The organism is Alphaproteobacteria bacterium HT1-32 (genome assembly GCA_009649675.1).
In the GTDB taxonomy this organism is placed as follows: Bacteria; Pseudomonadota; Alphaproteobacteria; order Rhodospirillales; family HT1-32; genus HT1-32.
The window spans coordinates 624,967-648,708 of sequence record WJPL01000003.1 but is presented as its reverse complement, the minus strand read 5'-3'; the positions used below and the strand labels follow the sequence as shown (position 1 = coordinate 648,708).

The following is a 23,742-nucleotide window of genomic DNA, read 5'->3' as shown; positions in this document are numbered from 1 at the left end:
ATGGGTAAGGCAAAGTTTGAGCGCACGAAGCCGCATTGCAACATCGGCACGATTGGTCACGTTGACCATGGCAAGACGTCGCTGACGGCGGCGATCACGAAGGTACTGGCGGAAGCCGGTGGTGCAGCCTTCACGGCATATGACCAGATTGACAAGGCGCCTGAAGAGAAGGCACGTGGTATCACGATCTCGACGGCACATGTGGAATATGAGACGGAAAGCCGTCACTATGCGCATGTCGATTGCCCGGGCCATGCTGATTATGTGAAGAACATGATCACGGGTGCGGCGCAGATGGATGGTGCGATTCTTGTTGTGTCGGCAGCTGATGGCCCGATGCCGCAGACCCGCGAGCACATCCTTCTTGCCCGCCAGGTTGGTGTTCCGGCGCTTGTCGTTTTCATGAACAAGGTCGATCAGGTTGATGACGAAGAGCTTCTCGAGCTTGTCGAGATGGAAATTCGTGAGCTGCTGTCGTCCTATGATTTCCCGGGCGACGATATTCCGATCGTCAAGGGCTCGGCTCTCGCAGCGCTGGAAGATTCCAACAAGGAAACCGGCCACGATGCGATCCTTGAGCTGATGGCGCAGGTTGACGCCTATATCCCGCAGCCGGAGCGTCCGGTAGACAAGCCGTTCCTGATGCCGATCGAAGACGTGTTCTCGATCTCTGGTCGCGGCACGGTTGTGACGGGTCGTATCGAGACGGGTATCATCAAGGTTGGTGAAGAAATCTCGATCGTTGGTATCAAGGACACGACGAAGACGACCTGCACGGGCGTTGAAATGTTCCGCAAGCTGCTCGACGAAGGTCGTGCGGGGGACAACGTTGGTGTACTTCTGCGTGGCACGAAGCGCGACGACGTGGAGCGTGGTCAGGTTCTGGCGAAGCCGGGCTCGATCACACCGCACACGAAGTTCAAGTGCGAGTGCTACATCCTGACGAAAGAAGAGGGCGGTCGTCATACACCGTTCTTCTCGAACTATCGTCCGCAGTTCTACTTCCGTACGACGGACGTGACAGGGACGATCGAACTTCCGGAAGGCACAGAGATGGTCATGCCGGGTGATAATATTGCGATGTCGGTGAATCTTATTGCACCGATCGCGATGGACGAGGGACTGCGCTTCGCTATCCGCGAAGGGGGCCGCACTGTCGGTGCCGGCGTCGTCGCTTCGATCCAGGACTAATACTACAGATCGACATTCCGGGAGTGTCTGTTAAAAGACGCTCCCGATTGTCGATTTTCAATTTGGATAAATTGCATCGCAGGGCGAGAGCACAGGGGTATAGCTCAGTTGGTAGAGCGGCGGTCTCCAAAACCGCAGGTCGCGGGTTCGAACCCTGCTGCCCCTGCCAGCCCGGACTTGCAATACGGCTGCTGAAACAATATTTAGGGCTTTCCCCGGAAAGCGGCATTTGAATGGCGAGCAAGACGTCCCCCGCTGACTTTGTAAGACAGGTCAGACAGGAAGTATCAAAAGTTACCTGGCCGACGCGCAAGGAAACCACGGTTACCACCATCATGGTGTTTGTCATGGTGTTCATTGCCGCGCTTTTCTTTTTGGCGATTGATCAGATTCTGGCGCTCGGCGTTGAACTGATTTTCGGGCTGGGAGGCTGATCTATGGCGATGCGCTGGTATGTTACACATGTCTATTCGGGGTCCGAGCAGAAAGTTGCTCAGGCGGTTCGGGAACAGGCTGCGCAACGTGGTCTCGATGAGCTGATAAGCGATGTACTGGTTCCGGTTGAGGAAGTTGTCGAGGTCCGTCGTGGCGCGAAGGTGCAGTCGGAGCGGAAATTTTTCCCGGGCTATGTGTTGGTTCGCATGGAACTGACGGACGAAACCTGGGTTCTTATCAAGAATACGCCGAAAGTGACCGGCTTCCTCGGGGCGGGCGGCAAGCCGACGCCGATTACCGACAAGGAAGCCGAGCGCATCGTGCAGCAGATTCAGGAAGGTATCGACCGGCCGAAGCCGTCGATCACTTTCGATATCGGGGAACAGGTGCGTGTCTCCGATGGTCCTTTCGCTTCCTTCAACGGTTATGTTGAGGATGTGGATGAAGAGAAGGCCCGTCTGAAGGTGGCTGTGTCCATCTTTGGCCGGTCGACGCCGGTCGAGCTGGAATATTCCCAGGTGGAAAAGCTCTGATCGGCTGAAATCCGCGGGAGGTGCGTCACACCGTACCGCGGCCCGGAAATGAAAAACTGAGGATATAATGGCAAAGAAAATCACGGGCTATATCAAGCTCCAGATTCCGTCCGGAAAAGCCAATCCGTCGCCGCCAGTCGGCCCGGCACTTGGTCAGGCGGGTCTGAATATCATGGAATTCTGCAAGGCGTTTAACGCCGCAACGCAGGGTATGGAGCCGGGTGTCCCGACGCCGGTGGTTATCACCGCTTACGGTGACCGCTCCTTCACCTTCGTCACCAAGACCCCGCCTGCCAGTTACTATATCAAGCGGGCTGCCAAGAAAGACAAGGGGTCCTCGACTCCTGGCAAGGGCAGCACCGTTGGTAAGGTAACGCGCAAGCAGCTTAAAGAGATCGCCGAAATCAAGATGGCTGATCTGAACGCCAACGACGTCGACGCCGCAATCAGCATGCTTGCCGGTTCTGCGCGGTCGATGGGCATCGAGGTAGTGGGGTAGTCATGGGTAAAATTGGAAAACGGCTTACAGCCGCACGCGACGGCATTGACCGGGTTGCCGATTATTCGGTCGACGATGCCCTGAAGCTGCTCACAGAGCGCAGCAAGACGAAATTTGACGAGACCATCGAAATCTCGATGAATCTCGGTGTTGATCCGCGTCATGCGGACCAGATGGTGCGCGGCATGGTGTCGCTGCCGAATGGTACCGGCAAGACCGTCCGGGTTGCCGTGTTTGCCCGCGACGCAAAGGCTGATGAAGCCCGCGAAGCCGGGGCTGACATCGTCGGCGCGGAAGACCTGATGGAAGCAATCCAGAAGGGTGAGATGAATTTTGACCGCTGCATCGCAACGCCGGACATGATGGCTGTTGTCGGTCGCCTCGGTAAGGTGCTTGGCCCGCGTGGCCTGATGCCGAACCCGAAGCTCGGGACGGTTACCCCGAATGTTGCGGAAGCCGTCACGAATGCCAAGGCTGGCCAGGTCGAGTTCCGGACTGAAAAGGCCGGGGTCGTTCATGCTGGTATCGGCAAGGTGAGCTTTGGTGGCGAAAAGCTGAAGGGCAATGTCGAGGCTTTTGTTGATGCGATCATGAAAGCCAAGCCGACAGGTGCCAAAGGTACTTATGTAAAGAAGATCAGCCTGACTTCGACCATGGGTCCGAGCGTCCGGGTTGATCTGGCCAGCGTGACGACACAGAACTGACGTCGCTGGTCTGAAGGTTTCGCCACCTCCGGGTGGTGGATCGGCCGGGCAACCGGCCAAACTGTCCGAGACTGCGGGCAGGCGGGAAACCGCCGGCAAGTCCCGCACAGACAGAGTGATAACCGTTTTGCCGCGATGCGGTGTAACGGCTTGAACTTTGACGCTGGACAGATCTCGCGGATCACGGCCTTCGGGCCGGGGTCCTGGTGAAACGGTGATCATGCAATCCGCATGATCATGAACATCGGAGACGATACGTGAACCGAGCACAAAAAGCCGAGCTCGTCGCATCTCTGAATCAGGTGTTCGCAGAAACGTCGATCGTTGTCGTCACCCACTATAGTGGGCTGTCGGTGGCTGAAATGACTGACCTGCGGCGTCAGATGCTGGGTGCCGGAGCAAGCCTTAAAGTGACCAAGAACCGGATCACGCGTCTCGCTCTCGATGGAACGCCGTACCAGAATATCGCAGATCTGTTCACCGGCCCGACGGCTATTGCTTATTCGTCGGACCCGGTGGCTGCTGCGAAAGTTGCTGTGGAATACGCCAAGAAGAATGAGAAATTGGTGATTCAGGGTGGCGCGCTGGGCGAGCAGATTCTTGACCTTGACGGCATCAAGTCGCTGGCAACTCTTCCGAGCCTGGATGAGCTGCGGGCGAAGATCGTCGGTATGGTCAATACCCCTGCAACACGTATTGCCGGTGTGCTTCAGGCACCTGGTGGTCAGATTGCACGGGTTCTGCATGCGAAAAGTCAATTGGGCGAGGCCGCTTGAAGCGGTACCATAAAGTTCAAGCCTTAGGAGAGATATCAAATGGCTGATTTGGATAAGATTGTTGAAGAACTGTCGAGCCTCACAGTGCTCGAAGCTGCTGAGCTGTCAAAAATGCTCGAAGAAAAGTGGGGCGTTTCCGCCGCTGCTCCGGTTGCCGTAGCCGGCGTCGCAGCTGCTGGTGGCGAAGCTGCCGCTGAAGAAGAAAAAGACTCCTTTGACGTGATTCTTGAAGCCGCTGGCGACAAGAAGATCAACGTTATTAAGGAAGTTCGTGCCATCACCGGCCTTGGTCTGAAAGAAGCCAAGGACCTGGTCGAAGGCGCGCCGAAGCCCGTCAAGGAAGGCGTGGACAAGGCAGAAGCTGAAGAGCTGAAGAAGAAGCTGGAAGAAGCAGGCGCAACGGTTGCGCTCAAGTAATCCGCTTCGCGGGCTTTGATACCAAGGCCGGACGGCCGACCCTGCGGGGTTGACCGTCCGGCCTGACCCCGTTTCGGGGTCGAACAGAAAATTTCGGTTTGCAGATGGGATGCTCCTCCGTCTGCAAGCATGCATCAGGGGCAACAGACCAGGAATCGAGGCGCTCAATGGCAAAGTCGTTCACAGGTCGGAAACGTATCCGCAAAGACTTCGGACAGATCCGTGCAGTAGCAGAAATGCCGAACCTCATTGAGGTTCAGAAGCAGTCATATGATGGCTTCATGAAGCTGGGCGCATCCGAACAGGAGCGGATTGAATCCGGACTTCAGCAGGTGTTCAAGTCGGTTTTCCCGATTCAGGACTTCTCCGAGCGAGGCCGTCTGGAGTTCGTGAGTTACGATCTCGAAGAACCAAAATACGACGTTGAAGAGTGCCAGCAGCGGGGCATGACCTATGCCGCACCGTTAAAGGTGACACTCCGTCTTCTGGTTTGGGACATCGACGAAGATACAGGCGCCAAGTCGGTCCGCGATATCAAGGAACAGGACGTCTACATGGGCGATATGCCCCTGATGACGGGTAACGGTACCTTCGTGGTCAACGGCACCGAGCGGGTGATCGTCAGCCAGATGCACCGTTCACCGGGCGTGTTCTTCGATCACGACAAGGGCAAGACCCATTCGTCGGGTAAATATCTCTTTGCTGCACGGGTGATTCCGTACCGTGGCTCCTGGCTGGATTTCGAATTCGATGCCAAGGACCTGACCTTCGTACGTATCGACCGTCGGCGGAAACTGCCGGTCACCACGCTGCTGCTGGCACTGGATAGTGATGAATCCATCGCTTATCGCGAGAAGTGCGCAGAAGAAGGCGTGCCGGTTGATCCGGCACTGATCACCGGCATGACGCCGGAAGACATCCTCAAATATTTCTACGAGCACTCGCATGTCGAGCGCAGCGGGGATGGCTGGAAAACCGACCTGAACGCTGAGCGCCTGATCGGTGTTAAGCTGGTCAAGGATCTGGTTGATGCTAACACCGGTGATGTGATTGTCGAAGCCGGTCAGAAGCTGACCCGCCGCATCGTCAAGAAGCTGGAAGAGGACAAGGTCACCGAACGGTTTGTCAGCAATGAAGACCTGATCGGTGATTATCTGGCGCTCGACGTGATCGATCCGCAGACCGGTGAAGTCTATGCCGATGCCGGTGACGAGATCACCGAAGAAATGCTCGAGATGTTCGAAGAGAACAAGATCGTGTCCTTCGCAACGCTTGCGATCGACCATCTCAATGTCGGACCGTACATTCGTAACACCCTGGCGTCGGACAAGAACACCAGCCGTGACGAAGCACTGGTCGATATCTACCGTGTGATGCGCCCGGGCGAGCCGCCGACGCTGGAGACGGCAGAAAACCTGTTCCGTGGTCTGTTCTTTGATTCAGAACGCTATGACCTGAGTGCGGTTGGCCGGGTAAAGATGAATGCCCGCCTGAATTTCACGACCGATGATACGGTACGTGTGCTGCGCAAAGAAGACATTCTGGCGGTCGTCAAGATCCTCGTTGGTCTGAAGGACGGCAAGGGTGAGATCGACGATATTGACCATCTCGGCAACCGGCGTGTTCGTTCGGTCGGCGAACTGATGGAAAACCAGTATCGCGTTGGCCTGCTTCGTATGGAGCGCGCTATTCGTGAGCGTATGGGTTCCGTCGATATCGACACCGTCATGCCGCATGACCTGATCAATGCGAAGCCGGCTGCTGCTGCGGTTCGCGAATTTTTCGGTTCATCGCAGCTCAGCCAGTTCATGGATCAGACCAACCCGCTGTCGGAAATTACCCACAAGCGTCGCCTTTCGGCGCTTGGCCCGGGTGGTCTGACACGCGAGCGGGCCGGCTTTGAAGTCCGTGACGTGCATCCGACCCATTACGGTCGTATCTGCCCGATTGAAACGCCGGAAGGCCCGAATATCGGTCTGATCAACTCGCTGGCTACTTTTGCCCGCGTCAACAAATACGGCTTCATTGAAAGCCCGTATCGCCGGGTGGTCGATGGCCATGCAACCGACGAAGTCATCTACATGACGGCGATGGATGAGGGCCATTATACGGTCGCTCAGGCCAATGCTGAAATGGATGACAAGGGCAAGCTGCTTGAAGATCTGGTCAGCTGCCGGACACGGGGCGATTACCATCTCGCACTGCCTGCTGATATCGACTTCATCGACGTGTCTCCGAAACAGCTCGTTTCGGTTGCTGCGGCGCTTATCCCGTTCCTGGAGAACGATGACGCCAACCGCGCGCTGATGGGATCGAACATGCAGCGGCAGGCTGTGCCGCTGCTTCAGGCTCAGGCGCCGCTCGTCGGTACCGGCATGGAGCGGGCTGTTGCTCATGACTCCGGGGCGTCGATTGTTGCGCGCCGGTCGGGTCTGGTCGATCAGGTGGATGCCACCCGTATCGTTATCCGGGCAACGGAAGAGACCAAAGCCGATGCGTCGGGCGTGGATATCTACAATCTGCGCAAGTTCCAGCGTTCGAACCAGAACACCTGCATCAACCAGCGTCCGCTGGTTCGCGTAGGCGACCGGGTGACTGCTGGCGAGATCATCGGTGACGGTCCGTCAACGGATCTCGGTGATCTGGCCCTTGGCCGTAACGTGCTGGTCGCGTTCATGCCGTGGAATGGCTACAACTTCGAAGATTCGATCCTGATCTCGGAACGTATCGTGCGTGATGACGTCTTTACCTCGATCCATATCGAGGAATTCGAGGTCATGGCCCGTGATACGAAGCTCGGTCAGGAAGATATCACCCGTGATATCCCGAATGTCGGTGAAGAAGCCCTGAAAAACCTCGATGAAGCCGGGATCGTTTATATCGGTGCCGAGGTTAATCCGGGTGACATTCTTGTCGGTAAGGTGACGCCGAAGGGCGAATCACCGATGACGCCGGAAGAAAAACTGCTGCGGGCGATCTTTGGTGAAAAAGCCAGTGACGTACGTGACACCTCCCTGCGCCTGCCGCCGGGTGTTGCCGGTACGATTGTCGAGGTGCGGGTGTTCTCGCGCCGCGGCGTCGACAAGGACGAACGTGCGATGGCCATCGAGCGGGCGGAAATTGAACGCCTCGCAAAAGACCGTGATGATGAGCGGATCATTCTGGAGCGCAGCTTCTTTGGCCGCCTGAAAGACCTGCTGATGGGCCACAAGACCGTTTCCGGTCCGAAGGGTATCAAGGTTGGTGCGGCGGTTACAGAAGCGTTGCTGGGCGATTTCACGCCTGGTCAGTGGCGCCAGATCGTGGTCGAGGATGACGGCCGGATGGGTGAAATCGAAGCGCTCAAGGCGACCTTCGATGCCTCCATCAAGCTGCTCGAAGCACGCTTCGACAACAAGGTTGAGAAGTTGCAGCGTGGCGACGAGCTGCCGCCGGGCGTCATGAAGATGGTCAAGGTGTTCGTTGCCGTGAAGCGCAAGCTTCAGCCGGGCGATAAAATGGCCGGTCGTCACGGGAATAAGGGTGTCATTTCGCGCATCATGCCGATTGAAGACATGCCGTACCTTGAAGATGGAACGCAGGTCGATATTGTCCTGAACCCGCTGGGTGTGCCGTCACGAATGAATGTCGGGCAGATTCTCGAAACCCATCTCGGATGGGCCTGTGCCGGTCTCGGCCGCCAGGTTGCGGAAGCCCTGCGCGCCGCAAAGAGCAATTCAGCCGGCATGAAGACGCTGAAGGCGAAGCTCAAGGATGTCTATGGCGAGAAGGTCTACACGACCGAGATCGAGACTCTTGAAGATTATGAAATCTTCGACCTTGCCAATAACATCTCTGACGGCGTTCCGATTGCGACGCCGGTGTTTGATGGTGCCCGCGAACCGGACATCGTTGAAATGCTGGAGAAGGCAGGCTTGTCGAGTTCCGGTCAGGTAACCCTGGTTGATGGCCGGACGGGTGAACCGTTCGATCGTCAGGTTACAGTCGGCTACATCTATATGCTGAAGCTGCATCACCTGGTTGATGACAAGATCCATGCCCGGTCGATTGGCCCGTACAGCCTCGTTACCCAGCAGCCGCTGGGTGGTAAGGCGCAGTTCGGTGGTCAGCGCTTCGGTGAAATGGAAGTGTGGGCACTTGAAGCTTACGGTGCTGCATACACCCTGCAGGAAATGCTGACAGTGAAATCCGATGATGTGTCGGGCCGCACCAAGGTTTACGAAGCTATCGTCCGCGGTGACGACACCTTCGAAGCTGGTATCCCAGAGTCCTTTAACGTGCTGGTTAAGGAACTGCGTTCGCTCGGGCTCAATGTTGAGCTTGAACAGCGTAATTTCTGATCGAACGTCTCAGGACATATGACCCATACGGGAGAAGAACATGAATGAGTTGATGAAGATTTTCGGCCAGGTCACAGGATCGAGCCAGTCGTTCGACCAGATTCAGATCGCTATCGCCAGCCCGGAGCGGATTCGTTCCTGGTCGTTCGGTGAGATCAAAAAGCCGGAAACGATCAACTACCGGACTTTCAAACCGGAGCGGGACGGTCTGTTCTGCGCCCGGATTTTTGGCCCGATCAAGGACTACGAATGCCTGTGCGGTAAGTACAAGCGCATGAAATATCGTGGCATCATCTGCGAAAAATGTGGCGTTGAAGTCACGCTTTCAAAGGTACGCCGCGAGCGCATGGGTCATATCGAACTGGCGTCGCCGGTTGCCCATATCTGGTTCATGAAGTCGCTGCCGAGCCGTATTGGCCTGCTGCTCGACATGACCCTGAAGGATCTGGAGCGGGTTCTGTACTTCGAAAACCATGTGGTTATCGAACCGGGCCTGACACCGCTGAAAAAGTTCGAACTGCTGTCGGAAGACGGCTACCAGAACGCGCTTGATGAGTATGGTCAGGATAACTTCCGCGCCGGTATCGGTGCGGAGGCGATCCGCGAAATGCTCAAAGAGCTCGATATGGAAGACGAGCTTGAGACGCTGCGTGAAGATCTGGCGGAAACCAAGTCAGAAACCAAGCGCAAGAAGCTCGTCAAGCGACTGAAGCTGGTTGAAGCCTTCATGGCGTCGGGCGCCCGTCCGGAGTGGATGATTCTGGAAGTTGTTCCGGTTATCCCGCCCGAGCTGCGTCCGCTGGTGCCGCTCGACGGTGGCCGTTTCGCGACCTCCGATCTGAACGATCTGTATCGTCGTGTCATCAACCGGAACAACCGCCTGAAGCGCCTGATCGAATTGCGTGCGCCGGACATCATCGTCCGCAACGAAAAGCGCATGCTGCAGGAATCAGTTGATGCCCTGTTCGACAACGGTCGTCGTGGTCGTGCCATTACCGGCGCGAACAAGCGTCCGCTGAAGTCGATGTCCGACATGCTGAAGGGCAAGCAGGGTCGCTTCCGTCAGAACCTGCTCGGCAAGCGCGTCGATTACTCCGGCCGTTCGGTCATCGTGGTGGGTCCGGAACTGAAACTGCATCAGTGCGGCCTGCCGAAGAAGATGGCGCTCGAACTGTTCAAGCCGTTCGTCTATTCCAAGCTGGAACTCTACAGCATGGCGACGACGATCAAGGCAGCGAAGCGCATGGTCGAAAAAGAGCGTCCGGAAGTCTGGGATATCCTTGAAGAGGTTATCCGCGAACATCCGGTCATGCTGAACCGTGCGCCGACGCTTCACCGTCTTGGTATTCAGGCATTTGAGCCGGTTCTGATCGAAGGTAAGGCCATTCAGCTTCACCCGCTGGTCTGCACCGCGTTTAACGCTGACTTTGACGGCGACCAGATGGCGGTCCATGTACCGCTGTCGCTTGAAGCACAGCTTGAAGCCCGCGTTCTGATGATGTCGACGAACAACATCCTCAGCCCGGCCAACGGCAAGCCGATCATCGTGCCATCACAGGATATCGTGCTGGGTCTCTATTACCTCAGCTATGAACGTCTTGGCTCCTTCGGTCCGATTGTCTCAATCGATTCCGAAGAAGCGATGTCAGCAGCCTATGAAAATGGCGACGTTGTTGTTGCCGATCCGAAGACGGGTCGTGAAATCGAAGGCAAGGACGTCAAGGCGCTGTTTGATCTCGTCAAGAAAGGTAAGGGCGTTACCCATCGGGTGCCGCGTTTCGCCGGTTCTTCCGAAATCGAGCAGGCTATCGACGGCAAGGCAATCAGCATTCACACCCGGATCAAGGCCCGTTACCGGACCGTTGACGAGACGGGTGCGCCGGTTACGCGTCTCGTCACGACGACGCCGGGCCGTATGCGGATTGCTGAAATCCTGCCGCGTAATCCGAAGGTTCCCTTCGAACTGGTCAACCGTCTGCTGACCAAGAAGGAAATCTCGTCGGTGATCGATATTGTCTATCGCCATTGCGGTCAGAAGGAGACGGTGATTTTTGCTGACCGCCTGATGACCCTTGGTTTCACCAATGCCTGCCGCGCCGGCATCTCCTTTGGTAAGGACGATCTGCTGATCCCCGACACCAAGGAAAAGCTGGTGACGGATACGCAGGATCTGGTGAAGGAATTCGAAAAGCAGTATCAGGACGGTCTGATCACCCAGGGTGAGAAGTACAACAAGGTTGTCGATGCCTGGTCACGCTGCACCGACGTTGTTGCTGATGAAATGATGAAGCGTATTTCCGATACGTCGGATCCGACGAAGGAAATCAACGCGGTTTACATGATGGCTCATTCCGGTGCCCGTGGTTCTGCGGCCCAGATGAAGCAGCTTGCCGGTATGCGTGGCCTGATGGCCAAGCCGTCTGGTGAAATCATCGAAACGCCGATCATTTCAAACTTCAAGGAAGGCCTGACCGTGCTCGAGTACTTCAACTCGACCCATGGTGCCCGTAAGGGTCTGGCAGATACGGCTCTCAAGACAGCTAACTCCGGTTATCTGACACGTCGTCTTGTCGATGTGGCGCAGGACGCCATCATCATCGAGGAAGATTGCGGTTCCATTGACGGTCTGACCGTTGGTGCCGTGGTTGAAGGCGGCGAGACGGTAGCCTCGCTCGAAGATCGTGTTCTCGGTCGCACGGCGTCTCTGGACGTTCTGCATCCGGTGACCGGCGAAGTTCTGGTTCCCCAGGGCAAGCTGATCGAGGAAGACGATATCGAGATCATGGAAAATGCGGATGTTGAGGATCTGAAGATCCGCTCCGTGCTGACCTGTGAAAGCGTCGGCGGTGTCTGCGGGGCCTGCTATGGCCGCGATCTGGCACGTGGTACGACGGTGAATATCGGTGAGGCTGTCGGTGTTATTGCCGCTCAGTCCATTGGTGAGCCGGGTACACAGCTGACCATGCGTACCTTCCATATCGGTGGTGCTGCCCAGCGTGGTGCAGAACAGTCGCATATTGAAGCCAGCCATGACGGCGTGCTGAGCGTGCTCAACGATAACTCCGTCAATAACTCCAGCGGCGTTCCGGTGGTCATGGGGCGTAATGCTGAAATGATCCTGAAGGACGATCAGGGACGCGAGCGCGCCCGGCATCGTCTGCCGTATGGTGCGAAGTTGCTGGTGAAGAATGGCAAGAAGGTCGCCCGTGGTGACAAACTGGCCGAGTGGGATCCCTACACCCTCCCGATCATGACGGAGAAGGAAGGTATCGTTCACTTCGTCGACATGGTTGAAGGCGTGTCCTATCGTGAAGTCCTCGATGAAGCGACGGGCATTTCCAACAAGGTGGTCATCGACTGGAAGCAGCAGCCAAAGGGCAACGACCTGAAGCCGCGGATTACGCTTCGTGACGATAATGGCGAAGTACTGGCCTTGCCGAACGGTATCGAAGCCCGCTACTTCATGAGCCTCGACGCCATTCTGTCGGTGGAGCCGGGTCAGTCCGTTGCTGCCGGTGACGTGCTGGCACGTATTCCCCGGGAAAGCTCGAAGACACGTGATATCACCGGTGGTCTGCCGCGGGTTGCCGAATTGTTCGAAGCCCGCAAGCCGAAGGACCATTCGATCATCTCGCACAACGAGGGTCGGGTTGAGTTCGGCAAGGACTACAAGTCGAAACGGCGTATCACTGTTGTGCCGACCGAGGATGACGGTGCGGAACCGATGGATTACATGATCCCGAAGGGCAAGCATCTTGCCGTTCAGGAAGGCGACTATGTCCGTAAGGGCGATCCGCTGATCGATGGTAATCCGGTGCCGCATGACATTCTGGAAGTCATGGGTGTTGAAGCGCTGGCATCCTATCTCGTGAACGAGATTCAGGAGGTCTATCGTCTTCAGGGTGTGAAGATTAACGATAAGCATATCGAGGTGATCGTTCGCCAGATGCTGCAGAAAGTCGAAATCTCGGAGCCTGGTGACACGACCTTCCTTGTCGGGGAGCTGGTTGAGAAACTCGAATTCGACCAGATCAACGAGAAGATGATGAAGGGTGGCAAGCAGCCTGCTGCTGCACGTCCTGTGTTGCAGGGTATTACCAAGGCCAGCCTGCAGACATCATCCTTCATCTCTGCAGCATCGTTCCAGGAAACCACACGCGTCCTCACGGAAGCAGCGGTCTCCGGCAAGATCGATAACCTGCATGGTCTGAAGGAAAACGTGATTGTCGGACGTCTTATCCCGGCAGGTACGGGCTCTGTCATGAACCGGATGCGTGAGATTGCAGCCGACCGTGACAAGGTTCTGGCCGATCAGACGGCCAAGGATGAGTCGGCAGCACTGGCTGCTTCTGCTGAAGCCGCTGCCAGTGAGTCGGCAAGCATCGACGGAGACGATTGATAATCGTTCGTTTAGCTGTTCGTGAGGGTAAGGATGTTACCCAATTGCCTTCACGAACAGCGATTCACAAGGGTTTTACTTTAGTTAAGAACGGCGCTTGACGCTCCAGACCCCTGTGAATATATTGCGCGCCTCCTAGCCACTGGTGGTCGGCATACGCCCGAGACGCAGTGGCAAGATGGGAAACGCGAGAATATACAGCCGCAAGGCAGTGAAATTATCCGCAGCCTGGCCGTCGAAAGAGACGACGGACATAGGGTGCGGTTTGGTTTTGCAGAAACATAAACCCGGCGCGGCTGCGTCGACCATTAGGTTTGATTAAGGAAAAGGTGTCGGATGCCGACAATTAACCAGTTGATTCGCAATCCCCGGCGCAAGCCGATTGCACGAAACAACGTACCGGCCCTCAAGGCCTGTCCGCAAAAGCGTGGGGTTTGCACCCGCGTCTATACGACCACACCGAAGAAGCCGAACTCGGCGCTTCGTAAGGTTGCCCGTGTGCGTCTGACCAATGGTTTTGAAGTGACCTCCTACATCCCGGGTGAGGGGCATAATCTTCAGGAGCATTCGGTGGTCATGATCCGCGGCGGTCGTGTAAAGGATTTGCCGGGCGTTCGTTACCACATCATTCGCGGCACGCTGGATACCCAGGGTGTCAAGGACCGCAAGCAACGCCGTTCGAAGTACGGCGCGAAGCGGCCGAAATAAGGAGCGCGCCAGATGTCACGTCGCCACGCCGCTGAGAAGCGCGATATTCTTCCTGACGCCAAGTTCGGTGACCAGGTCATTACAAAGTTCATCAACAGCCTGATGATCCACGGCAAGAAGTCGACTGCCGAACAGATCTTTTATGGTGCGTTTGATCAGATGGACCGCAAGGGCGGTGATCCCGTTCGTATGTTCCATGAAGCTCTGGACAATGTTAAGCCGTCCCTTGAAGTGCGTTCCCGCCGTGTTGGTGGTGCAACCTATCAGGTGCCGGTTGAGGTTCGTCCGGAACGGCGTCAGGCCCTGGCCATTCGCTGGATCATCGATAACGCCCGCAAGCGTTCCGAAGTGACCATGGTTGACCGGCTGTCCGGTGAACTTATGGACGCTGTGAACAATCGCGGCGGCGCAGTGAAAAAACGCGAAGACACGCATCGTATGGCGGAAGCCAACAAAGCGTTCGCGCATTATCGCTGGTAATAGAAATCCAACCGGAATAACTCGTTATGTCAGCTCAGACACCTCTCGAAAAATACCGCAATATTGGCATTATGGCCCATATTGATGCGGGTAAGACCACGACGACGGAACGCGTCCTGTTTTATACGGGCAAGTCCTACAAGATCGGTGAAGTCCATGACGGCGCCGCGACGATGGACTGGATGGAGCAGGAGCAGGAGCGTGGCATCACGATTACCTCCGCTGCGACCACGGCGTTCTGGAAGGACCACCGGATCAATATCATTGATACGCCGGGCCATGTTGACTTCACCATTGAAGTCGAGCGTAGCCTGCGTGTTCTCGATGGTGCGGTAGCAGTATTTGATGCTGTTGCCGGCGTTGAGCCGCAGTCCGAGACTGTCTGGCGTCAGGCTGACAAGTATGGCGTTCCGCGGATGTGTTTCGTCAACAAGATGGACCGCACCGGCGCTGACTTCTTCCGTTGTGTTGAAATGATCAAGGGTCGCCTTGGCGCAGTTCCGATGGTCATTCAGTTGCCGATCGGTTCGGAAGCGGAATTCGAAGGTGTGGTTGATCTGATCGAAATGCGTGCGGTCGTCTGGAATGGCGAAGAACTCGGCGCGTCGTTCGAGTATCTTGATATTCCGGCAAATCTTGCTGATCAGGCTGCTGAATATCGTGAGAAGCTTGTCGAGCTCGCTGTCGAGCAGGACGATGCTGCGATGGAAGCCTATCTTGAAGGTACCGAGCCGGATGCCGCGACTCTGCGCAAGTGCATTCGCAAGGGCACGATTGCCAACGAATTTGTTCCGGTTCTGAACGGTACGGCTTTCAAGAATAAAGGCGTGCAGCCGCTTCTTGATGCAGTGGTCGACTTCCTGCCGTCGCCGATTGATGTTCCGGCAATCCGGGGTGTGAAGGCTGGTACGGAAGACGTGATCGAGCGTAACAACTCCGAGAAAGAGCCGTTCGCTGCGCTTGCTTTCAAGATCATGAACGATCCGTTTGTCGGTACGCTGACCTTCATCCGTATCTATTCCGGTACGCTTGAGGCCGGTAGCTATGTGATGAATACGGTTAAGGAAAAGCGTGAGCGCGTTGGTCGTATGCTGCTGATGCATGCCAATGACCGCGAAGAGCTCAAAGAAGCCAGTGCTGGCGACATCGTTGCTATTGCCGGTCTCAAGGACACCACGACTGGCGATACGCTCTGTGATCCGAATTCGCTGGTTATTCTTGAGCGGATGGAATTTCCGGAGCCGGTTATCGAGGTTGCGGTCGAGCCGAAGACCAAGAGTGACCAGGAAAAGATGGGTGTGGCGCTTAATCGCCTTGCTGCTGAAGATCCGTCATTCCGGGTTTCCAGTGACAACGAAAGTGGTCAGACAGTTATCAAGGGCATGGGCGAACTTCACCTTGAAATCCTCGTTGACCGTATGCGTCGCGAGTTCAAGGTTGACGCTAACGTCGGTGCGCCGCAGGTTGCCTATCGGGAAACCATCTCGAAGACGATCGAAGTCGATTACACGCACAAGAAGCAGACCGGTGGTTCGGGGCAGTTCGCCCGCATTCAGTTGCGGTTTGAGCCGCTTGAGCCGGGGTCAGGGTATGAATTCGAGAGCAAGGTTGTCGGTGGTAACGTTCCCCGTGAATATATCCCGGGCGTTGAAAAGGGTCTGATTTCGGCACAGCAGACGGGCGTTCTCGCCGGTTTCCCGGTTACCGATTTCAAGATCACGCTGTTTGACGGTGCTTACCACGACGTTGACTCAAGCGTCATGGCCTTCGAAATCGCCTCCCGTGCTGCCTTCCGTGAAGGCGTGCAGAAGGCTGGTCCGAAGCTGCTTGAGCCGGTCATGCGGGTCGAAGTGGTTACGCCGGAAGATTACATGGGCGATATCATTGGCGATCTGAACAGCCGTCGCGGTCAGGTAAATGACATGGACACCCGCGGTAATGCCCGCGTCGTGCTTGCCATGGTGCCGCTGGCGAACATGTTCGGTTACGTGAACACACTGCGCTCGATGTCCCAGGGCCGGGCGCAGTATTCGATGCATTTTGATCACTATGCCGAAGTGCCGCAGGCAGTTTCGGAAGAGATCCGCGGAAAGCTCGCTGGTTAATCCAGCGCCAGATAATTGGAGAGAGAGTTATGGGTAAGGCAAAGTTTGAGCGCACGAAGCCGCATTGCAACATCGGCACGATTGGTCACGTTGACCATGGCAAGACGTCGCTGACGGCGGCGATCACGAAGGTACTGGCGGAAGCCGGTGGTGCAGCCTTCACGGCATATGACCAGATTGACAAGGCGCCTGAAGAGAAGGCACGTGGTATCACGATCTCGACGGCACATGTGGAATATGAGACGGAAAGCCGTCACTATGCGCATGTCGATTGCCCGGGCCATGCTGATTATGTGAAGAACATGATCACGGGTGCGGCGCAGATGGATGGTGCGATTCTTGTTGTGTCGGCAGCTGATGGCCCGATGCCGCAGACCCGCGAGCACATCCTTCTTGCCCGCCAGGTTGGTGTTCCGGCGCTTGTCGTTTTCATGAACAAGGTCGATCAGGTTGATGACGAAGAGCTTCTCGAGCTTGTCGAGATGGAAATTCGTGAGCTGCTGTCGTCCTATGATTTCCCGGGCGACGATATTCCGATCGTCAAGGGCTCGGCTCTCGCAGCGCTGGAAGATTCCAACAAGGAAACCGGCCACGATGCGATCCTTGAGCTGATGGCGCAGGTTGACGCCTATATCCCGCAGCCGGAGCGTCCGGTAGACAAGCCGTTCCTGATGCCGATCGAAGACGTGTTCTCGATCTCTGGTCGCGGCACGGTTGTGACGGGTCGTATCGAGACGGGTATCATCAAGGTTGGTGAAGAAATCTCGATCGTTGGTATCAAGGACACGACGAAGACGACCTGCACGGGCGTTGAAATGTTCCGCAAGCTGCTCGACGAAGGTCGTGCGGGGGACAACGTTGGTGTACTTCTGCGTGGCACGAAGCGCGACGACGTGGAGCGTGGTCAGGTTCTGGCGAAGCCGGGCTCGATCACACCGCACACGAAGTTCAAGTGCGAGTGCTACATCCTGACGAAAGAAGAGGGCGGTCGTCATACACCGTTCTTCTCGAACTATCGTCCGCAGTTCTACTTCCGTACGACGGACGTGACAGGGACGATCGAACTTCCGGAAGGCACAGAGATGGTCATGCCGGGTGATAATATTGCGATGTCGGTGAATCTTATTGCACCGATCGCGATGGACGAGGGACTGCGCTTCGCTATCCGCGAAGGGGGCCGCACTGTCGGTGCCGGCGTCGTCGCTTCGATCCAGGACTAAAACAGAAACCCGAGAGTGCCCCGCCTGTTTGCGGGGCACCTCACTTGGACGGTTGAGTCACGATGGACAGTCAGAATATTCGCATACGGCTTAAGGCATTCGATCATCGAATTCTGGATCAGTCGACGCGCGAAATTGTAAGCACAGCGAAACGTACGGGCGCTCAGGTGCGCGGACCTATTCCGCTGCCGACCCGCATTGAGCGATTCACTGTGCTGCGTTCCCCGCATATCGATAAGAAATCGCGGGAACAGTTTGAAATACGCACGCATAAGCGGGTGCTGGATATCGTCGATCCGACACCGCAGACGGTGGACGCGCTGATGAAGCTCGACCTCGCCTCCGGTGTTGACGTCGAAATCAAGCTCTAAGTAGGGATCGAGATCGATGCGTACAGGATTAATCGGACAAAAGGTCGGCATGACCCGCGTCTTCCGGGCCGATGGCCAGCATGTGCCGGTGACGGTCGTCAAGGTTGACGATTGTCAGGTCGTTGCTGTCCGGACCACCGAGCGTGATGGCTACAATGCCGTTCAGCTGGGCGTTTCCAATCGGACACCTAAAAACGTGACCAAGCCGATGCGTGGTCACTTTGCGAAGGCTAAAGTTGAGCCGAAGCGCAAGCTTGCGGAATTTCGGGTTGCCGAAGATGCGCTGCTTGAAGCTGGTGCGCGGCTGAGCCCGAAGCATTTCCTTGATGGCCAGAAGGTTGATGTCAGCGGCATCTCGATTGGTAAGGGGTTCCAGGGCGGTATGCGCCGTTGGAACTTCGCCGGTCTTGAAGCAACGCATGGCGTTTCGATCTCTCACCGGTCACACGGTTCCACGGGTCAGTGCCAGGATCCGGGCAAGGTGTTCAAGGGCAAGAAGATGGCTGGCCATATGGGCGCAACCCGCGTCACGGTCCAGAACCTTGAAATCGTCGGTGCTGACGAAGAAAAGGGCTATCTGCTGGTCAAGGGTGCGGTTCCCGGCGCGAAAAGCGGCTGGGTTCTGATCCGTGATGCTGCCAAGCGCGCAGCTCCGGAAGGCGTTCCTTATCCGGCGGCTCTGATCGAAGCGGCTGCTGAAGAAGCACCGGTCGAGAATGAAGCGGTTGAGGCAGCTGCGGATGATGCGGCTACCGAAGAAAAGAAGGACTGAGGCCATGAAATCCGAAGTCATCAATCTCGATAACAAGTCGGTCGGCGATATCGAACTCGCTGACTCCATTTTTGGTGTCGAAGTCCGTCGTGACCTGCTGGCCCGTATGGTGAACTATCAGCTCGCCAAGCGCCGCGCCGGTACGCATAAGGTCAAGGGACGCGGTGAAGTTTCCGGTACGACGGCGAAGCCGTTCCGCCAGAAAGGCACCGGTCGCGCACGTCGTGGTTCAAACCGTGAAAACAAGATGCGTGGTGGTGGTATTGCCCACGGCCCGACGCCTCGTGATCATGGTATCGAGCTGACCAAGAAAGTTCGCAAGCTGGCGATGAAATGCGCCCTGTCTGCGAAGGCTTCTGCCGGTCAGCTGGTTATCCTCGACAATGCGACCTGTGACGAGCCGCGTACCAAGGCACTTGTCGGCAAGCTGGCCGGCCTGAACTGGGGCCGTGCCCTGGTGATCGCCGGTGCCGAGGTCGACCGCAACTTTACCCTGGCGTCGCGGAACATTCCGTCGGTGGCAGTGTTGCCGTCTGTCGGTGCCAATGTTTATGACATTTTGAGGAGCGATACGCTCGTGCTGACGCGCGATGCGGTTACCGCTCTCGAGGAGCGCCTGAAATGAGCGCGAAAATTCGCAAGCCGGTGATGCCGACGCAGGAACGGATGTATGACATTGTGCGTCATCCGATCATCACGGAAAAGTCGACCAATGCTTCCGAGCATGGTCAGGTTTTCTTTGAAGTGCCGCTGAATGCATCCAAGCCGGAAATCAAGGCCGCGATCGAGAACCTTTTCTCGGTAAAGGTGACCGCGGTGAATACGAGCGTCCTCAAGGGCAAAACCAAGCGGTTCCGTCAGCAGTTGGGCCGACGTGTCGACCGTAAAAAAGCGATGGTAACGCTGGCCGAGGGCAGCAACATCGACGTGACCACGGGGATCTGATCATGGCTCTCAAGCAATTCAATCCGACCACGCCCGGTCGCCGCACCCTGGTGCTGGTTGACAAGTCCGAGCTCTACAAAGGTGGCCCTGAAAAGTCACTGACAGTAGGTCTGACGAAAAAGGGTGGCCGGAACAATACCGGTCGTATTACCGCGCGTCGTCGCGGTGGCGGCCACAAGCGCCGGTATCGCGTTATTGACTTCAAGCGTAACAAGACCGGTATGTCTGCTACGGTTGAACGGATCGAATATGATCCGAACCGCACGGCGTTCATTGCGCTGCTGAAATATGAAGATGGCGAAGTTGCCTACATCATTGCACCGCAGCGTCTGAAAGCCGGTGACGTGGTCATCAGTGACGAGCGGGCTGACATCAAGCCAGGCAACTGCCTGCCGCTTAAGAATATCCCTGTCGGCACCATCATCCATAATATCGAGATGAAGGTGGGCAAGGGCGCGCAGATTGCACGTTCCGCCGGAACCTACGGCCAGTTGGTCGGTAAGGATGCCGGTTATGCGCAGCTGCGTCTGTCGAGCGGTGAACTGCGGCTCGTTCTCGGTGAATGCCGGGCAACGGTGGGTGCGGTTTCCAACGCCGACAATCAGAACATCAATCTGGGCAAGGCCGGCCGTAATCGCTGGCTTGGCAAGCGCCCGGCGGTTCGTGGCGTGGCCATGAACCCGATCGATCACCCGCATGGTGGCGGCGAAGGCCGTACCTCTGGCGGACGTCATCCGGTGACTCCTTGGGGCAAGCCCACGAAGGGCAAGCGTACGCGCTCCAACAAGTCCACCGACAAGTACATCATGCGCAGCCGCCATCAGCGGAAATCGCGCTAAGGGAGTTTGACGAATATGGCTCGTTCGGTCTGGAAAGGTCCGTTTGTAGACGGATACCTCTTGAAGAAGGCGGAAGCCGGGCGTGCGTCCGGTCGCAATCAGGTCATCAAAATCTGGTCCCGCCGGTCCACGATCCTGCCGCAGTTCGTCGGTTTGACGTTCGGCGTGTACAACGGTCACAAGCATATCCCGGTTATGGTAACCGAAGATATGATTGGACATAAGTTCGGTGAGTTTTCTCCGTCACGGACCTACTACGGTCACACTGCGGACAAGAAAGCGAAGAGGAAGTAATCATGGGCAAGCCGGCATCAGAGCGTCGTCTGTCCGACACGGAAGCCAAGGCGATCGTGCGGAACATCCGCATTTCACCGCAGAAGCTGAACGTTGTCGCAGAGTCGATCAGAGGTCTTGGCGCGGAACGCGCGCTGAACGATCTGTATTTCTCGAAGAAGCGGATTGCACGTGATGTGCATAAATGTCTGCAATCGGCCATCGCTAACGCGGAAAACAATCACCAGCTTGATATCGACAATCTGGTTGTTGCAGAAGCCAGCGTCGGCAAGGGCATCGTGATGAAGCGCTGGCGCGCCCGTGCACGTGGCCGTACAGGCAAGATTTTGAAACCGTTCAGCAACCTGACGATTGTTGTGCGCGAACGCGAGGAGATCGCCTGATGGGTCAGAAAGTCAATCCAGTCGGTTTTCGCCTGGGCATCAACCGCACGTGGGACTCCCGCTGGTATGCCGACGAAGGTTATGCAGGTCTTCTGCACGAAGATCTTGCTCTCCGTGAATACCTGAAAAAGCGCCTGATCGGTGCTGGTGTTGCCAAGGTCGTTATCGAACGTCCGGCAAAGAAGGCACGGATTACCATTCATACCGCACGCCCCGGTGTCATCATTGGCCGTAAGGGTACGGATATCGAAAAGCTTCGTCAGGATCTGTCGAAGATGACCGGTACCGAAGTGCATCTGAATATTGTTGAGATCCGCAAGCCGGAAATCGATGCCCAGCTGATCGCCGAAAACATCGCGCAGCAGCTTGAGCGTCGTGTGGCTTTCCGCCGTGCGATGAAGCGTTCGGTCCAGTCGGCCATGCGTCTCGGCGCAGAAGGCATCCGGATCAATGCAGCTGGCCGCCTCGGCGGCGCAGAAATTGCCCGGACGGAATGGTATCGCGAAGGACGTGTTCCCTTGCATACGCTGCGCGCACATGTTGATTACGGCGTTGCGACCGCGCAGACCACTTATGGAGCCTGCGGCATCAAATGCTGGGTCTTCAAAGGTGAGATTCTTGCCCATGACCCGATGGCGATGGACAAGTTGCTTCAGGACCAGCAGCCGGCCCGCTAAGGCCAGGCTTACCAAGAGGACGTTTGCACCATGATGCAACCGAAGAGAACAAAGTACCGGAAGGCCCACAAGGGGCGTATTCACGGTCTCGCGAAGGGCGGTACGGCCCTGAACTTTGGCGCGTTTGGCCTGAAGGCACTGACGCCTGAGCGTGTTACTGCGCGTCAGATCGAAGCTGCGCGTCGTGCGATTACCCGTCACATGAAGCGTCAGGGCCGGGTGTGGATCCGGATTTTCCCGGATGTGCCGGTGACTGCCAAACCTGCCGAAGTTCGTCAGGGTAAAGGTAAGGGCTCTGTTGAGTTCTGGGCTGCGAAAGTCAAGCCGGGCCGGATCATGTTTGAAGTTGATGGCGTGAGCTATGACATCGCCAAGCGGGCATTCGAGCTCGCTGCTGCGAAGCTTCCGGTGCAGACCAAGATGGTCGCCCGTGTTGGTGAAATGGGATAACGCGATGAAAGCCGAAGATATCCGTCAGAAATCTGACGACGAGCTCAAGGATCAGCTGCTGAGCCTGAAAAAAGAGGCATTCAACCTCCGTTTTCAGAGAGCCAGTGGCCAGCTTGAAAACACAGCGCGCGTGACGCAGGTGCGTCGTGATATTGCGCGCGTGAAAACGATTATGGGTGAACGCGCCCGTAGCGCTTCCTGAGGTAATAGAAATGCCGAAAAGAATTCTGCAGGGTGTGGTTGTCAGCGATAAAGGCGACAAAACCGTCACTGTGAAGGTTGAACGGCGGATCATGCATCCGCTGTACAAGAAGTTCATCCGGCGCTCGAAAAGATATCGGGCGCATGATGAGGCCAACGCTATCCAGGTTGGGGAGACCGTTCGCATCCGTGAATGCCGTCCCCACTCAAAGACGAAGCGATGGGAAATCATCGCAGATCAGGATTAAGCGCTAGACGTAACGACATCGCGTCGGATATCCGGTCGCGATACTAGGGAAAGGTCACTGCCATGATTCAGATGCAAAGCAATCTGGATGTTGCAGACAATTCAGGCGCTCGCCGCGTCCAGTGCATCAAAGTTCTGGGCGGGTCGAAGCGGAAGTTTGCTGGTGTAGGCGACGTTATCGTTGTCTCCGTCAAAGACGCCATTCCGCGTGGTCGTGTTAAGAAGGGTGACGTGCATCGCGCTGTCATCGTTCGGACCGCTAAGGAAATCCGCCGCCCGGATGGTTCTGCCATTCGTTTCGACAGCAACGCCGCCGTGCTTATCAATAAGCAGGGTGAGCCGATCGGTACCCGTATCTTCGGGCCGGTTACGCGTGAGTTGCGTGCGAAGCGGTATATGAAAATCATTTCGCTGGCGCCGGAGGTGCTCTGATGGCTGCTCGTATTCGTAAGGGCGACAAGGTCGTCGTGCTGTCCGGCAAGGATGCCGGCAAGCAGGGTGAAGTTCTTCGTGTTGTACCGGAATCTGACCGCGTTGTGGTCAGCGGGGTCAACATGATCAAGCGTCATCAGCGTGCCAGCCAGACAAATCCTGGTGGCATTCAGGAGCGGGAAGCGGCGATTCACGTATCGAACGTCGCGCATGTTGATCCGAAGACGGATCAGCCGACCCGCGTTGGTTTCAAAACTCTCGATGACGGCCGGAAGGTTCGCTTTGCAAAGCGTTCCGGCGAAGTCATTGATGTTTGATCGGGGG

At 56.5% G+C, this 23,742-nt stretch carries 26 protein-coding genes and 1 tRNA gene; all 27 read left to right on the top strand.

Annotation, left to right across the window (positions count from 1 at the left end; all coding sequences use genetic code 11):
• The 27 genes from tuf (GH722_18505) to rplX all read left to right on the top strand — a co-directional run bounded on the left by tuf (GH722_18505) (position 1) and on the right by rplX (position 23,735).
• A complete protein-coding gene (gene tuf / locus GH722_18505) occupies positions 1 to 1,191 on the top strand; it encodes an elongation factor Tu (protein ID MRG73759.1) in 1,191 nt (396 codons plus the stop codon).
• Positions 1,192 to 1,284: 93 nt separating this feature from the next.
• Positions 1,285 to 1,360: transfer RNA gene (locus tag GH722_18500), tRNA-Trp, on the top strand.
• A gap of 64 nt (positions 1,361 to 1,424) precedes the next feature.
• Positions 1,425 to 1,625, top strand: a complete 201-nt coding sequence (secE, locus tag GH722_18495) for a preprotein translocase subunit SecE (GenBank protein MRG73758.1) — start codon at positions 1,425 to 1,427, stop codon at positions 1,623 to 1,625.
• 3 nt (positions 1,626 to 1,628) lie between these two features.
• Positions 1,629 to 2,159 carry a transcription termination/antitermination protein NusG gene (gene nusG, locus GH722_18490; GenBank protein MRG73757.1) on the top strand — a complete coding sequence of 177 codons (531 nt, stop codon included), beginning with the start codon at positions 1,629 to 1,631 and terminating at the stop codon, positions 2,157 to 2,159.
• A 67-nt stretch (positions 2,160 to 2,226) separates the two neighbouring features.
• Positions 2,227 to 2,658: a 50S ribosomal protein L11 gene (gene rplK, locus GH722_18485; protein MRG73756.1), complete on the top strand. Its 432-nt coding sequence runs from the start codon at positions 2,227 to 2,229 to the stop codon at positions 2,656 to 2,658.
• Between the two features lie 2 nt (positions 2,659 to 2,660).
• On the top strand, positions 2,661 to 3,362 hold the full coding sequence (rplA, locus tag GH722_18480; GenBank protein MRG73755.1) for a 50S ribosomal protein L1: 702 nt from the start codon (positions 2,661 to 2,663) through the stop codon (positions 3,360 to 3,362).
• Positions 3,363 to 3,619: 257 nt separating this feature from the next.
• A complete protein-coding gene (rplJ, locus tag GH722_18475; protein ID MRG73754.1) occupies positions 3,620 to 4,138 on the top strand; it encodes a 50S ribosomal protein L10 in 519 nt (172 codons plus the stop codon).
• 39 nt (positions 4,139 to 4,177) lie between these two features.
• On the top strand, positions 4,178 to 4,555 hold the full coding sequence (rplL, locus tag GH722_18470) for a 50S ribosomal protein L7/L12 (GenBank protein ID MRG73753.1): 378 nt from the start codon (positions 4,178 to 4,180) through the stop codon (positions 4,553 to 4,555).
• Positions 4,556 to 4,722: 167 nt separating this feature from the next.
• A complete protein-coding gene (gene rpoB, locus GH722_18465) occupies positions 4,723 to 8,895 on the top strand; it encodes a DNA-directed RNA polymerase subunit beta (protein ID MRG73752.1) in 4,173 nt (1,390 codons plus the stop codon).
• Positions 8,896 to 8,935: 40 nt separating this feature from the next.
• Positions 8,936 to 13,294, top strand: a complete 4,359-nt coding sequence (rpoC, locus tag GH722_18460; protein MRG73751.1) for a DNA-directed RNA polymerase subunit beta' — start codon at positions 8,936 to 8,938, stop codon at positions 13,292 to 13,294.
• A gap of 336 nt (positions 13,295 to 13,630) precedes the next feature.
• A complete protein-coding gene (gene rpsL, locus GH722_18455; protein MRG73750.1) occupies positions 13,631 to 14,002 on the top strand; it encodes a 30S ribosomal protein S12 in 372 nt (123 codons plus the stop codon).
• Positions 14,003 to 14,014: 12 nt separating this feature from the next.
• The gene (gene rpsG, locus GH722_18450) at positions 14,015 to 14,482 is read left to right on the top strand and encodes a 30S ribosomal protein S7 (protein ID MRG73749.1); all 468 of its coding nucleotides are present in this window, start codon (positions 14,015 to 14,017) and stop codon (positions 14,480 to 14,482) included.
• A 26-nt stretch (positions 14,483 to 14,508) separates the two neighbouring features.
• The gene (gene fusA / locus GH722_18445; protein ID MRG73748.1) at positions 14,509 to 16,587 is read left to right on the top strand and encodes an elongation factor G; all 2,079 of its coding nucleotides are present in this window, start codon (positions 14,509 to 14,511) and stop codon (positions 16,585 to 16,587) included.
• A 29-nt stretch (positions 16,588 to 16,616) separates the two neighbouring features.
• Positions 16,617 to 17,807, top strand: a complete 1,191-nt coding sequence (gene tuf, locus GH722_18440) for an elongation factor Tu (GenBank protein ID MRG73747.1) — start codon at positions 16,617 to 16,619, stop codon at positions 17,805 to 17,807.
• Positions 17,808 to 17,869: 62 nt separating this feature from the next.
• Positions 17,870 to 18,178: a 30S ribosomal protein S10 gene (rpsJ, locus tag GH722_18435; GenBank protein ID MRG73746.1), complete on the top strand. Its 309-nt coding sequence runs from the start codon at positions 17,870 to 17,872 to the stop codon at positions 18,176 to 18,178.
• A gap of 16 nt (positions 18,179 to 18,194) precedes the next feature.
• Positions 18,195 to 18,950 (top strand): 50S ribosomal protein L3, encoded by a 756-nt coding sequence (gene rplC, locus GH722_18430; protein MRG73745.1) that lies wholly within the window; start codon positions 18,195 to 18,197, stop codon positions 18,948 to 18,950.
• Positions 18,951 to 18,954: 4 nt separating this feature from the next.
• Complete coding sequence (rplD, locus tag GH722_18425; protein ID MRG73744.1) at positions 18,955 to 19,575, top strand: 50S ribosomal protein L4; 621 nt, start codon at positions 18,955 to 18,957, stop codon at positions 19,573 to 19,575.
• A complete protein-coding gene (locus GH722_18420) occupies positions 19,572 to 19,895 on the top strand; it encodes a 50S ribosomal protein L23 (GenBank protein MRG73743.1) in 324 nt (107 codons plus the stop codon). Before rplD ends, GH722_18420 begins: the two co-directional genes overlap by 4 nt.
• A 2-nt stretch (positions 19,896 to 19,897) precedes the next feature.
• Complete coding sequence (gene rplB, locus GH722_18415) at positions 19,898 to 20,734, top strand: 50S ribosomal protein L2 (protein ID MRG73742.1); 837 nt, start codon at positions 19,898 to 19,900, stop codon at positions 20,732 to 20,734.
• 15 nt (positions 20,735 to 20,749) lie between these two features.
• Positions 20,750 to 21,028 (top strand): 30S ribosomal protein S19, encoded by a 279-nt coding sequence (gene rpsS, locus GH722_18410; protein ID MRG73741.1) that lies wholly within the window; start codon positions 20,750 to 20,752, stop codon positions 21,026 to 21,028.
• A gap of 2 nt (positions 21,029 to 21,030) precedes the next feature.
• A complete protein-coding gene (gene rplV / locus GH722_18405; protein MRG73740.1) occupies positions 21,031 to 21,411 on the top strand; it encodes a 50S ribosomal protein L22 in 381 nt (126 codons plus the stop codon).
• Positions 21,411 to 22,088 carry a 30S ribosomal protein S3 gene (gene rpsC / locus GH722_18400; protein MRG73739.1) on the top strand — a complete coding sequence of 226 codons (678 nt, stop codon included), beginning with the start codon at positions 21,411 to 21,413 and terminating at the stop codon, positions 22,086 to 22,088. The genes rplV and rpsC overlap by 1 nt, the downstream gene beginning before the upstream one ends.
• A gap of 30 nt (positions 22,089 to 22,118) precedes the next feature.
• Entirely contained in the window at positions 22,119 to 22,538 is a 420-nt protein-coding gene (gene rplP / locus GH722_18395) for a 50S ribosomal protein L16 (GenBank protein ID MRG73738.1), read from the top strand.
• Positions 22,539 to 22,542: 4 nt separating this feature from the next.
• Complete coding sequence (gene rpmC / locus GH722_18390) at positions 22,543 to 22,740, top strand: 50S ribosomal protein L29 (protein ID MRG73737.1); 198 nt, start codon at positions 22,543 to 22,545, stop codon at positions 22,738 to 22,740.
• A 10-nt stretch (positions 22,741 to 22,750) separates the two neighbouring features.
• A complete protein-coding gene (rpsQ, locus tag GH722_18385) occupies positions 22,751 to 22,987 on the top strand; it encodes a 30S ribosomal protein S17 (GenBank protein MRG73736.1) in 237 nt (78 codons plus the stop codon).
• A gap of 62 nt (positions 22,988 to 23,049) precedes the next feature.
• A complete protein-coding gene (gene rplN, locus GH722_18380) occupies positions 23,050 to 23,418 on the top strand; it encodes a 50S ribosomal protein L14 (GenBank protein ID MRG73735.1) in 369 nt (122 codons plus the stop codon).
• Positions 23,418 to 23,735, top strand: a complete 318-nt coding sequence (gene rplX, locus GH722_18375) for a 50S ribosomal protein L24 (GenBank protein ID MRG73734.1) — start codon at positions 23,418 to 23,420, stop codon at positions 23,733 to 23,735. The genes rplN and rplX overlap by 1 nt, the downstream gene beginning before the upstream one ends.
• Positions 23,736 to 23,742 lie beyond the last annotated feature (7 nt).

Excerpts from the sequence above, each read along its gene's own strand:
- rplX (MRG73734.1), top strand. The coding sequence starts at position 23,418 with ATGGCTGCTCGTATTCGTAAGGGCGACAAGGTCGTCGTGCTGTCCGGC.
- rpsQ (MRG73736.1), top strand. The coding sequence starts at position 22,751 with ATGCCGAAAAGAATTCTGCAGGGTGTGGTTGTCAGCGATAAAGGCGAC.
- tuf (MRG73747.1), top strand. The coding sequence starts at position 16,617 with ATGGGTAAGGCAAAGTTTGAGCGCACGAAGCCGCATTGCAACATCGGC.
- rpsS (MRG73741.1), top strand. The coding sequence starts at position 20,750 with ATGGCTCGTTCGGTCTGGAAAGGTCCGTTTGTAGACGGATACCTCTTG.
- fusA (MRG73748.1), top strand. The coding sequence starts at position 14,509 with ATGTCAGCTCAGACACCTCTCGAAAAATACCGCAATATTGGCATTATG.
- GH722_18420 (MRG73743.1), top strand. The coding sequence starts at position 19,572 with ATGAGCGCGAAAATTCGCAAGCCGGTGATGCCGACGCAGGAACGGATG.
- rplN (MRG73735.1), top strand. The coding sequence starts at position 23,050 with ATGATTCAGATGCAAAGCAATCTGGATGTTGCAGACAATTCAGGCGCT.
- tuf (MRG73759.1), top strand. The coding sequence starts at position 1 with ATGGGTAAGGCAAAGTTTGAGCGCACGAAGCCGCATTGCAACATCGGC.
- secE (MRG73758.1), top strand. The coding sequence starts at position 1,425 with ATGGCGAGCAAGACGTCCCCCGCTGACTTTGTAAGACAGGTCAGACAG.
- rplA (MRG73755.1), top strand. The coding sequence starts at position 2,661 with ATGGGTAAAATTGGAAAACGGCTTACAGCCGCACGCGACGGCATTGAC.
- rpmC (MRG73737.1), top strand. The coding sequence starts at position 22,543 with ATGAAAGCCGAAGATATCCGTCAGAAATCTGACGACGAGCTCAAGGAT.
- rplL (MRG73753.1), top strand. The coding sequence starts at position 4,178 with ATGGCTGATTTGGATAAGATTGTTGAAGAACTGTCGAGCCTCACAGTG.
- rplD (MRG73744.1), top strand. The coding sequence starts at position 18,955 with ATGAAATCCGAAGTCATCAATCTCGATAACAAGTCGGTCGGCGATATC.
- rpoC (MRG73751.1), top strand. The coding sequence starts at position 8,936 with ATGAATGAGTTGATGAAGATTTTCGGCCAGGTCACAGGATCGAGCCAG.
- rpsC (MRG73739.1), top strand. The coding sequence starts at position 21,411 with ATGGGTCAGAAAGTCAATCCAGTCGGTTTTCGCCTGGGCATCAACCGC.
- rpoB (MRG73752.1), top strand. The coding sequence starts at position 4,723 with ATGGCAAAGTCGTTCACAGGTCGGAAACGTATCCGCAAAGACTTCGGA.
- rplK (MRG73756.1), top strand. The coding sequence starts at position 2,227 with ATGGCAAAGAAAATCACGGGCTATATCAAGCTCCAGATTCCGTCCGGA.
- rplV (MRG73740.1), top strand. The coding sequence starts at position 21,031 with ATGGGCAAGCCGGCATCAGAGCGTCGTCTGTCCGACACGGAAGCCAAG.
- rpsG (MRG73749.1), top strand. The coding sequence starts at position 14,015 with ATGTCACGTCGCCACGCCGCTGAGAAGCGCGATATTCTTCCTGACGCC.
- rplC (MRG73745.1), top strand. The coding sequence starts at position 18,195 with ATGCGTACAGGATTAATCGGACAAAAGGTCGGCATGACCCGCGTCTTC.
- nusG (MRG73757.1), top strand. The coding sequence starts at position 1,629 with ATGGCGATGCGCTGGTATGTTACACATGTCTATTCGGGGTCCGAGCAG.
- rpsL (MRG73750.1), top strand. The coding sequence starts at position 13,631 with ATGCCGACAATTAACCAGTTGATTCGCAATCCCCGGCGCAAGCCGATT.
- rpsJ (MRG73746.1), top strand. The coding sequence starts at position 17,870 with ATGGACAGTCAGAATATTCGCATACGGCTTAAGGCATTCGATCATCGA.
- rplP (MRG73738.1), top strand. The coding sequence starts at position 22,119 with ATGATGCAACCGAAGAGAACAAAGTACCGGAAGGCCCACAAGGGGCGT.
- rplB (MRG73742.1), top strand. The coding sequence starts at position 19,898 with ATGGCTCTCAAGCAATTCAATCCGACCACGCCCGGTCGCCGCACCCTG.